Raw genomic sequence first — 10,583 nt, 5'->3', positions numbered from 1 at the left:
ATAAAATGATTGGAAAAATACGAGTTGTGATCGAACATATTAATAGTCAATTGAAAACATTTAGAATATTAAGTGAACGCTATCGAAATAGACGGAAAAGATTCGGTTTACGCATTAACTTAATCGCAGCACTGGTAAATCGGATGAACTTGCAATAACGACTTTCGCAAGAGGTCTTATATAAAACATTTTATACGCAAAATGATTTTTTTGATTAAAATAAAACCAATTAATCTTCATCAGTATCCAGCAAAATGCTGCGATATAAACGTGTAAAAGAACTCACTCCCCTCATATTTCTTTATAGGTGAAGTCATGAATTCACTAGCATCATCTTTAAAACTTTCTTGTTTAGCATCAACGGTCGTTTTCGTTTCTATTTGTTCATCTATGGTGCAGGCAAAAGAATATTACAAATGGGTCGATCAAAATGGCTCAACCCACTACACCACCACCCCACCACCAAAATCAGCAAAAAAGAAAGGTAAAGTTGAAACATATGGTTGGAAAGCACCGACAACATCTGTCAATGCAAATTCAAACCAGACCGAAGCTCCTCAAACCTCACAGACTCAAACGATACCAACGCAACAGCAAACAAACAGTGCTTCAAATACTGAGTCACAAAACACAAATGCTGCTCCATTAAGCGAAACTCAAGTTTCAAATGAGTGAATTTGTCTTTTTGATCTTAATTTAAGTTTTGCATCCATTTTCAGTCTGTAAAATTCACTTTTAGGTGCTTTTTGCGCTATGCTGTGCGCTAAATTTTTTAACCGTTCTCTTGTATTACGTATATGACTACTCACATTGACTCTGAATACCAAGCCAGTGCGATTGAGCCCCAAGTTCAACAGAACTGGGAATCTCGCAAAGCCTTTAAAGTTGCCGACACTGTAGAAGGTCCACGTCGATATATCCTCTCGATGTTCCCTTACCCAAGTGGCAAACTGCATATGGGTCATGTACGTAACTACACGATTGGTGACGTGATCAGCCGCTTCCACCGTCTCAAAGGTGAAACTGTATTACAACCAATGGGTTGGGATGCGTTTGGTTTACCTGCTGAAAATGCTGCGATTGCACACCAAGTTGCACCGGCAAAATGGACCTTTGAAAATATCGATTACATGCGTAATCAGCTTAAAAAATTAGGTCTTGCGGTTGATTGGGATCGTGAATTTGCAACGTGTACACCAGAATATTATCGTTGGGAACAATGGTTATTCGTTCAGCTTTATAAAAAAGGCTTAATTTATCGTAAGCTTTCAACAGTGAACTGGGACCCTGTAGACCAAACTGTACTTGCAAATGAACAAGTAGAAAATGGTCGTGGTTGGCGTTCAGGTGCATTGGTAGAAAAACGTGATATTCCAATGTACTACTTCCGCATTACCGACTATGCGCAAGAATTACTTGACGATTTAGACACACTCAAAGACGGTTGGCCACAACAAGTCCTTACGATGCAACGTAACTGGATTGGTCGCTCACAAGGGATGGAAATCACCTTCCCTTCAGCGAACCCAGACGTTTATGCAGATGGTTTAACAGTATTTACCACACGTGCCGATACCTTAATGGGTGTGACTTATGTTGCAGTTGCAGCAGAACATCCAATGGCATTAAAAGCTGCGGAAAATAACCCTGAACTTGCTGCATTTATCGAAGAATGCCGTATGGGTTCAGTGGCAGAAGCTGACCTTGCAACTGCTGAGAAAAAAGGCATGGCAACAGGTCTTTCTGTGAAGCACCCTGTCACAGGTGAAGAAGTTCCTGTTTGGATCGCAAACTATGTATTGATGTCTTACGGTTCAGGTGCGGTGATGGCGGTTCCATCACACGATGAACGTGACTTCGAATTTGCCAATAAGTATGGCTTAACTATTAAGCAAGTCATTGATGCCAAAGGCGCTGATGATGCTGAATTCTCTGCGACAGAATGGCAAGAATGGTACGGCTCAAAAGAAGGTAAATTGGTCAATTCAGGCGAATTTGACGGTTTAGACTTCCAAGGTGCATTTGATGCATTCTTAGCAAAATTAGAACCACAAGGTCTTGCGAATGTAAAAGTTCAATTCCGTCTACGTGACTGGGGTGTATCTCGTCAGCGCTATTGGGGTTGTCCAATTCCAATGATTAACTGTCCATCATGTGGTCAAGTGCCAGTGCCTGAAGATCAACTTCCAGTGGTTCTTCCAACTGACGTGGTTCCAGATGGTTCAGGTAACCCACTGAACAAAATGCCTGAGTTCTATGAAACATCTTGCCCAAGCTGTGGTGGCGATGCTCGTCGTGAAACAGATACGCTAGATACTTTCGTAGAATCTTCTTGGTACTACGCACGTTATGCATCTCCAGACTTTACTGGCGGCATGGTGGATCCTGCTGCAGGTCAAACATGGTTACCTGTAAACCAATACATCGGTGGTGTTGAACACGCGATTCTACATTTACTTTATGCACGCTTCTTCCACAAATTGATGCGTGATGAAGGTGTAGTGCAAGGCAACGAACCATTCACCAACTTGTTAACACAAGGTATGGTACTTGCTGATACCTATTACCGCGAATCTGAATCAGGTAAGAAAACATGGTTCAACCCTGCTGACATCGAACTTGAGCGTGATGAAAAAGGTCGTATCACATCTGCAAAATACAAAGGTGATGGTCAAGACGTTATCGTTGGCGGTCAAGAAAAAATGTCGAAATCGAAAAATAACGGTATCGACCCACAATCTATTATTGACCAATACGGCGCAGATACGGCACGTGTATTTATGATGTTTGCTGCTCCACCAGATCAATCTTTAGAATGGTCTGATGCAGGTGTAGAAGGTGCTAACCGTTTCTTAAAACGTGTATGGCGCTTGGCAACTGGTTTCCTTGAACAAGGTAATACTGCATCAGCGATTGATAAAGCTGCGCTTTCAACTGCGGCTCAAGACTTACGTCGTAAGACTCACGAAACCATCCAAAAAGTGGGTGATGACATCGAACGTCGTCATGCATTTAACACTGCAATTGCAGCGATGATGGAACTTCTGAATGCAAACAATAAGTTTGAAGCGAAAGATGACAACGATGTTGCTGTTGCACGTGAATCTATTACAACGCTTTTAACTTTACTTGCTCCATTTGCACCGCATTTAAGTGAAACGTTATTGGCGCAGTTTGGTATCGAGTTAAATGCAACATTATTCCCTCAAGTGGATGAATCTGCATTAACACGTAATACACAAACCATTGTGGTTCAAGTGAACGGTAAGCTTCGTGGCAAACTTGAAGTGTCTGTAGATGCATCGAAAGATGACATTCTGGCGCAAGCAAAAGCATTGCCTGAAGTACAACAATTCTTAACAGGTCCAACCAAGAAAGAAATCGTTGTTCCGAATAAATTAGTGAATTTGGTGGTTTAAGAACCTTAAAGCCTCCCTGAGTAAGATATAAAGCACAGCTTTAGATCAAAGCGCAAGAAAGGGAGGTTTGGAGGGATTTAATTTCCATTGCGAAGCATTGCTTCTCACCTCTTTTAAAAAGAGGGGAATATAAGGATTTCACAATTCCCAAACAAAGCCCGTTGCCAGTCAACGGGCTTTGCACATACAATCAGAATATTCAAAATTTATCCTGAGTCTCAGGAAATACACAGAGGATCTACAATGCATTTGAGCAAACGTTTAGCTATTGCTGTTCTAACTTTAGGCTTAAGCGCAACTATGGTCGGCTGTGGATTTCATCTAAAAGGGACCAATCCAACTTCAACGCCACTGGCTTATACAAAGCTTGAATTAGCACTCCCTGCCAATACTTCTGATTTAGAGCGTAAACTCAGTGTTTATCTCACTGCTGCAGGTGTGCAACTAAGTAACTCTAACGATGCATATGTATTGCGTATCATTGACTATAAGCCAATTCGCCATGAGCTCAACGGCAAACTCATTGAAGTTCTACTCAGACTTTCTGTGACTTTCCAAATCGAAGATCGTCAAGGTAACTTGGTGACAAAACCTCGAACTTTAACTGCGACACGTACATATCAATATAATGTTGCAACCGTGAACACAGATGATCAACAAAATAAATATCTCAGTGAAATCTTAATTGACGATGTTGCTCAACAGATCTCTCGTCAAATTGCTGCAAACCGTCTGCCAAAAGCAGAAGCAAATGTACTGTTACCTGTGCAACAAACTTTTGAACCTACTGCCTCTGAAAATCCGTAACTCAGAATGAAGTTAGATTATCTACAAGCATTAAAACGTGTAAACGAAGCACGTGGTGCATGGGTATTACATGGTCAAGAACCTTTACTTGAGCAAAATCTTTTAGATGCTTTCCGTCAAAGTTGGATCATCAATCACGTGGAAAGAGAACGCTATGACATCCAAAGCGTTGCTGATTGGAAAAATGTATTTAATGCACTCAACAGCCTTTCTCTTTTTTCACAAAATCTCGCAGTAGAGGTCCATGGCAACATTAAGCCAGATGCCAATGCGTTAAAGTTACTCAAGCATTATATCCAGCATAATGAACACAACTTGTTGTTGATCATTATGCCTAAGCAAGATAGCAGTAGCTTAAAGTCGGCGTTTTTTCAAACGATTGAAGCCAATGGCGTCTTGGTTCCTCTTACAGCAACTTATGCGCAAGATCGTCAGCGTATACTCAGCATAGAAGCTGATAAAATTGGGATTCAACTGAGCCAAGATGCATGGCAATGGCTCGAAGTCCACCACGAACATAATTTATTGGCTGCTAAAAACAGCTTAATGCGTCTGGCAGACACGTTCCCCGATGTACAGCATCTTGAAATGCAACATTTGCTCGAATGCTTACAAGATCAATCACGCTATACCACTTTTGACTTAAGCGATGCATTAATTTCAGGCAACCTAAGTCAAGCGATCAAAATATACCAATATTTAGTCGAAGCTGGCGAACCACACAGTTTAGTATTATGGACGGTAAGCAAAGAAATGCGCTTACTGATGCAACTTTTTGAGCAACCACAAAATGCATTACAACTCGGCATCTGGAAAACCAAAGTCAGTCTTTATCAACAAGCCTTGAGACGTCTTAATCCCAAGCAATTTCTCACATGGCCACAATTGCTATTAAGAATCGATGCTGCCATCAAAGGCAAAAATAATGAAAATCCAGAACACCTCATGCAACAAGCCATTGCTGAATTATGTGGAAAAACCTTGTTTGCTTAGTTAACGAGCAAGGTCTATTTATAACTATAAAAATGATTATTGATTTTATTTAAGAAAAATACACTTTTTATCCTTATTTCATCATTATAATTCGCTTAATTTCCGTCATTTTTCAATATCGCCATGCAAAAAATAAAACCAACGAAATTGATTATCATCGCGATCATTACGATTGCAGCTATCGCTTTAGCTTGGTATTTCTTTAAACCTAAAGATGAGCAACCTCAGTTTATTACCGCTGAAGTGACACGTGGTGATATTGAAAACTCTGTCCTTGCAACAGGTGTATTAGAAGCGACCAAAATGGTTAGCGTTGGTGCACAGGTTTCAGGTCAGGTGAAAAAAATGTATGTGCAATTGGGCGACCAAGTCAAACAAGGTCAACTGATTGCTCAAATCGACTCCGTTCGTCAGGAAAATGATCTAAAAACAGCTGAAGCCAGCATTAAAAATCAGTTGGCTCAATTGGCAGTCAAACAAGCAAATCTGACTAAAGTTGAGGCGGAATATAATCGCCAAAAAGCCATGTATGCCCAAGATGCAACTTCTCGTGCCGAATATGAGTCCGCATTAGCAAGTTATAAAACTGCTCAAGCCGATATCGTCGCGATGAATGCTCAAATCGAGCAATCTCGATTGTCACTGGCGACGACCAAAGAAGATTTAGGCTATACCCGTATCGTTGCTCCGATGGATGGCACAATTGTGGCAATTGTGACTGAAGAAGGTCAAACAGTGAACGCGAATCAAAGCGCGCCAACCATCGTGAAATTAGCAAAACTTGACACCATGACGGTTAAGGCTGAAATTTCTGAAGCAGATGTTATGCGTGTTGAGGAAGGTCAAACTGTTTATTTCACTACTTTAGGTAATAGCGAGAAAAAGCATTACGCAACACTGCGTCAAGTTGAACCTGCACCTAACTCAATCAATACAGAAACCAACAACTCAAATTCATCTTCATCAAGCACAGCTGTGTATTACAACGCTCTATTCGATGTTCCTAATGAAGATGGAAAATTGCGTATTGATATGACTGCTCAAGTTTATATCGTGTTAGATGAAGTAAAGAATGCACTGACTATTCCATCTTCTGCTGTTCAAAGCTCTAATCGTCCTGCTCGCCAGCGTGGTGCAAATGCGGGTTCCAATGCACAAGAACGTAATGAACAAGCTCGTGGTGAAGGGCGTGCCGAACGTTCATCAGCTGATCGTCCTAAGCGTTTAGAATTAACCGCTGAGGAAAAGAAATTAGTCGATCAAGGTAAAGCTTCCATGGCTATGGTACGCGTACTTCAAGCAGATGGCACAGCCAAACCGACCCCTGTTCTTATCGGTCTAAATAACCGTGCAACAGCACAAGTTTTACGCGGTTTAAAATTAGGCGATAAAGTTGTAATTGCGGATGGCTCTGATTCATCAAATGACTCAGCTAAACGTGGCGCACGTGGTGGCGCTGGTCCAATGAGAATGTAATTATGAGTCAGACGAGAACACCTCTACTCGAGGTCAAAAACCTGACCCGTGAATTCCCTGCTGGTGAATCTACTGTGCAAATTCTAAAAGGGGTAAATCTTGAGATTTATCCTGGAGAATTGGTTGCCATTGTAGGTCAATCAGGCTCAGGAAAATCAACACTGATGAACATCTTAGGATGTTTAGATAAACCGACCAATGGTAGCTACAAGGTTAAGGGCCGCGAAACACGTGAGCTAGAACCTGATGAACTTGCTCAATTACGCCGTGAATATTTCGGATTCATCTTCCAGCGCTACCATTTACTTGGAGACTTAAATGCAGCTGGTAATGTCGAAGTCCCTGCGATCTATGCCGGCGCTGAGGCTTCTGAACGCCATGATCGTGCGGTTCAGCTTTTGTCCGATTTAGGTCTAGGTGAAAAAACCCAAAACCGCCCAAGTCAACTTTCGGGTGGTCAGCAACAGCGTGTTTCGATTGCTCGTGCATTGATGAATGGCGGTGATGTTATTCTCGCCGATGAGCCTACGGGTGCATTAGATAAAAACAGCGGTATTGAAGTGATGCGTATTTTACGCGAACTGAATGCCAAAGGTCATACCATCATTCTCGTCACTCATGATCACAATGTTGCCAAAAATGCGACTCGTATTATTGAGATTTCAGACGGTAATATTATTTCAGATGAACCCAATGTTCCTGATATTGATGATGGCTTTGAACGTGAAGAATTGATTCGTGCTGAGCAAAAGAAAACATCGTCTTGGCATTCAGCTTTAGACCGTTTAGGTGAAGCTTTCCGCATGGCACTTCTGGCCATGAATGCTCATCGAATGCGTACTTTTTTGACTATGCTCGGAATCATTATCGGGATCGCATCTGTCGTTTCGGTTGTCGCACTCGGAAATGGATCACAAAAACAAATTTTAGAAAATATTAGTAGTTTGGGGACCAATACCATTACGGTCTACCAAGGACGTGGTTTTGGTGATAACTCCAGATCTTCTCAGGCCAAGACCTTAATCCCTGCTGATGCGGATGCATTAGCGGAACAGCCTTACGTCGATGGAGTCAGTCCTTCAGTCAATAGTTCTGTCACAGGAAGATATAAAGATGTAGAGGCATCCACAACGGTCAATGGTGTCAGCGAAGACTTTTTCTACGTGCGTGGTTTAACGTTTAAATCAGGTCAACCATTTGACAAACATAGTGTTACTGAACAAGCCCAAGATGTTGTGATTGATACCAATACCCAAAAGACATTCTTTAGCGATGGTACGGATCCTATTGGTCAAGTAATTCTATTGGGCAGTGTACCTAGTCGTATTATTGGTATCGTAGATGCTCAACAAGGTGCAATGGGTAATTCAGATAGTCTCAATGTCTATCTCCCTTACTCAACCGTCATGAGTCGAATGCTTGGACAGTCGAATGTGAGGAGCATCATCGTTCGTGTAAAAGATGAATATTCAAGTACAGCTGCTGAAAATGCAATCTTGAATTTACTCGTTCAACGCCACGGGGCGCAAGACGTGTTCACTCAAAATGCGGACAGTATTCGTGAAACCATCCAGCAAACTACCGCTACAATGACTTTACTCATTTCTGCGATTGCTGTGATTTCTTTAGTCGTTGGTGGTATCGGTGTCATGAACATTATGTTGGTGTCTGTCACTGAACGAACGCAAGAAATTGGTGTGCGAATGGCCGTGGGTGCTCGACAAAGCGATATTTTGCAACAATTCCTGATTGAAGCCGTATTGGTCTGTATTTTAGGCGGTATCCTTGGGGTGTTATTATCACTGGGAATTGGTCAGCTGATTACACACTTTGCTGGTGGCACGTTCCAAATGGCGTATTCAACCACATCAATAATAGCTGCATTCGTTTGTTCAAGTTTAATCGGGATCGTATTCGGTTTTATCCCAGCACGAAATGCTGCTCGTTTAAATCCTGTCGATGCACTGTCAAGAGAATAATAAGGTATAACTATGCGTAATCAACTTCATAAACTGTTCATGACCTTAGCATTAACAGGCTCTTTAGTCGGCTGTGCGGCTGTAGTGAAAACGCCTTATCAAGCTCCTTCAGTCAATATTCCACAGGGCTTTCAAAACAGCCAACAACTCAGCCAAAATATCCACCAACAGGCTTTTCATGATCAATGGTGGACATTATTTGGTGATGCACAACTCAATCAATTGGTTGAACAAGTGATTGCACGAAATACCGATTTAGCTGTTGCAGGGATTAATTTGCAACAAGCACGCCTTCAAGCCAAGCAATCTGAAAGTCAGCAAGGTGTGCGTATTGGCAATGCAGGTGCATCGGTCGGTCATCGTTTTAGTTTAGATGGTGATGGTGATTCTTCAAATGGTATTTCACTGAACTATCCCGGCTTAAGCTATGAGCTAGACTTGTTCGGTAAATTAGCCAATGAAACTGAAGCATCTCGATGGGAAGCGCTTGCGACAGAGCAGGATTTACAAGCCACTGCACAAAGCCTGATTGCGACAACTGCACAATTGTATTGGCAATTGGGATATCTCAATGAACGCCTATCTGTGGCTCAACAAAATTTGGCGAGTACGCAGAAAACTTATGAATTAGTGCAAACTCAATATCGAGCTGGGGCGGTATCAGGTCTTGATTTAACATCAGCTGAACAAGCGGTTCAAAGTCAAAAAGCTTCGTTAAGCCAGATCGAACAGCAAAAAGTTGAAACTCGAACTGCTCTTGCGGTATTGCTCAATCAACCTGTGCAACAGTTGAATATCTCGGAGCCACAGCGCTTACCACACTCTGCCCTACCGCAAATTCAATCGGGCTTACCAGCTGAGCTTTTATCGCGCCGTCCTGATTTGCAAGCAGCCGAGTTACGTTTACGCAAAGCACTTGCCAATAAAGATGCGAATAAAGCAAGTTATTACCCTTCGATTAATTTAACGGGTAGTATAACTACTGGAGGCTCGAGCACTTCGCTGAGTAATGTGCTGTCTAATCCTGCTGCAATATTGGGTGCGGGTCTTACACTACCCTTCTTGCAATGGAATGACATGAAACGTGATTTACGTGTGAACGAATTGGATTATGAAAAATCAATTATTCAATACCGTCAGACCTTATACAAAGCTTTTGCCGATGTTGAAAATGCGTTATCTGCACGCAATGAAATAGACAAACAAGTCGCTTTACAAGAACGTAATGTTCAACTCGCTGAGAAAACGGAACAACTCACGCAAGTGCGTTATAAGAATGGTGCAATTGCGCTGAAGAATTTGATCGATGCACAACGTACTACTCGTGAAGCACGTTTGAGTTTGGTTCAAGCCAAACAGACTCAGTACAATGCTTATGTGACGTTACTGCAAGCATTGGGTGGCAGTCCGATTCAGCAATTGCCTTAAACAAAAAAGCCCGAAAGGGCTTTTTTTATTTATCGTCTATATAGCTTTCGGGGTATGGATCATCTTCAATCACACGTCTGTATTCATAAACAGATTCTAGAAATCTTCGCTCATTTTTATCCCTATAACGAGCAGAGAGTAAATATATATTTTCTATATCATTAAAATCATATTTTTCAAAAACTTTTTCAGAAATTTCCGATAATTTCATTGCTGGCACTATAGCCCATTTTATCAAATATAATAATATGAAAAAAAAACGATATTAATATTAATAATAATATTAATATATTTTCAACCGTAAAACCTGTTGAGAACAAATACAAAGGTATAAATAAACTAGCAGTTATAAAAGGCTTTGTTGCACAAACCTAGCATCAAAAGCTTATTCAGCAATATAATTTCAAAATGAATAAGCCTGCCTCTAAAATCTACCGTACAACCAATTGGTCATCCTATAACCGCGCCTTAATTAACCGAG

8 protein-coding genes and 1 pseudogene are annotated in these 10,583 nt (G+C 41.4%); 8 read left to right on the top strand and 1 reads right to left on the bottom strand.

Features of this window, described 5'->3' with window-relative positions; translation table 11 throughout:
• The 8 genes and pseudogenes from FTV32_RS14915 to FTV32_RS14880 all read left to right on the top strand — a co-directional run.
• A pseudogene (locus FTV32_RS14915) lies at positions 1–158 on the top strand (IS5/IS1182 family transposase); the annotation flags it as partial.
• Positions 159–315: 157 nt separating this feature from the next.
• Positions 316–675, top strand: a complete 360-nt coding sequence (locus tag FTV32_RS14910; RefSeq protein WP_035270161.1) for a DUF4124 domain-containing protein — start codon at positions 316–318, stop codon at positions 673–675.
• Positions 676–797: 122 nt separating this feature from the next.
• Positions 798–3,419: a leucine--tRNA ligase gene (gene leuS, locus FTV32_RS14905; protein ID WP_035270159.1), complete on the top strand. Its 2,622-nt coding sequence runs from the start codon at positions 798–800 to the stop codon at positions 3,417–3,419.
• Between the two features lie 243 nt (positions 3,420–3,662).
• A complete protein-coding gene (gene lptE, locus FTV32_RS14900; protein ID WP_035270158.1) occupies positions 3,663–4,226 on the top strand; it encodes an LPS assembly lipoprotein LptE in 564 nt (187 codons plus the stop codon).
• 6 nt (positions 4,227–4,232) lie between these two features.
• Positions 4,233–5,219: a DNA polymerase III subunit delta gene (gene holA / locus FTV32_RS14895; RefSeq protein WP_035270157.1), complete on the top strand. Its 987-nt coding sequence runs from the start codon at positions 4,233–4,235 to the stop codon at positions 5,217–5,219.
• 123 nt (positions 5,220–5,342) lie between these two features.
• A complete protein-coding gene (locus FTV32_RS14890; RefSeq protein ID WP_035270155.1) occupies positions 5,343–6,695 on the top strand; it encodes a MacA family efflux pump subunit in 1,353 nt (450 codons plus the stop codon).
• A 2-nt stretch (positions 6,696–6,697) separates the two neighbouring features.
• Positions 6,698–8,674: a MacB family efflux pump subunit gene (locus FTV32_RS14885; protein WP_180029051.1), complete on the top strand. Its 1,977-nt coding sequence runs from the start codon at positions 6,698–6,700 to the stop codon at positions 8,672–8,674.
• Positions 8,675–8,686: 12 nt separating this feature from the next.
• Positions 8,687–10,102 (top strand): efflux transporter outer membrane subunit, encoded by a 1,416-nt coding sequence (locus FTV32_RS14880; protein WP_035270151.1) that lies wholly within the window; start codon positions 8,687–8,689, stop codon positions 10,100–10,102.
• Positions 10,103–10,127: 25 nt separating this feature from the next.
• On the opposite strand, the gene FTV32_RS14875 is transcribed toward FTV32_RS14880, so the two are convergent.
• Entirely contained in the window at positions 10,128–10,313 is a 186-nt protein-coding gene (locus FTV32_RS14875; protein WP_180029050.1) for a hypothetical protein, read from the bottom strand.
• Positions 10,314–10,583 lie beyond the last annotated feature (270 nt).

It is taken from the genome of Acinetobacter sp. YH16032 (genome assembly GCF_013417345.1).
GTDB lineage: Bacteria > Pseudomonadota > Gammaproteobacteria > Pseudomonadales > Moraxellaceae > Acinetobacter.
This window is presented reverse-complemented; position numbering and strand designations above follow the sequence as displayed.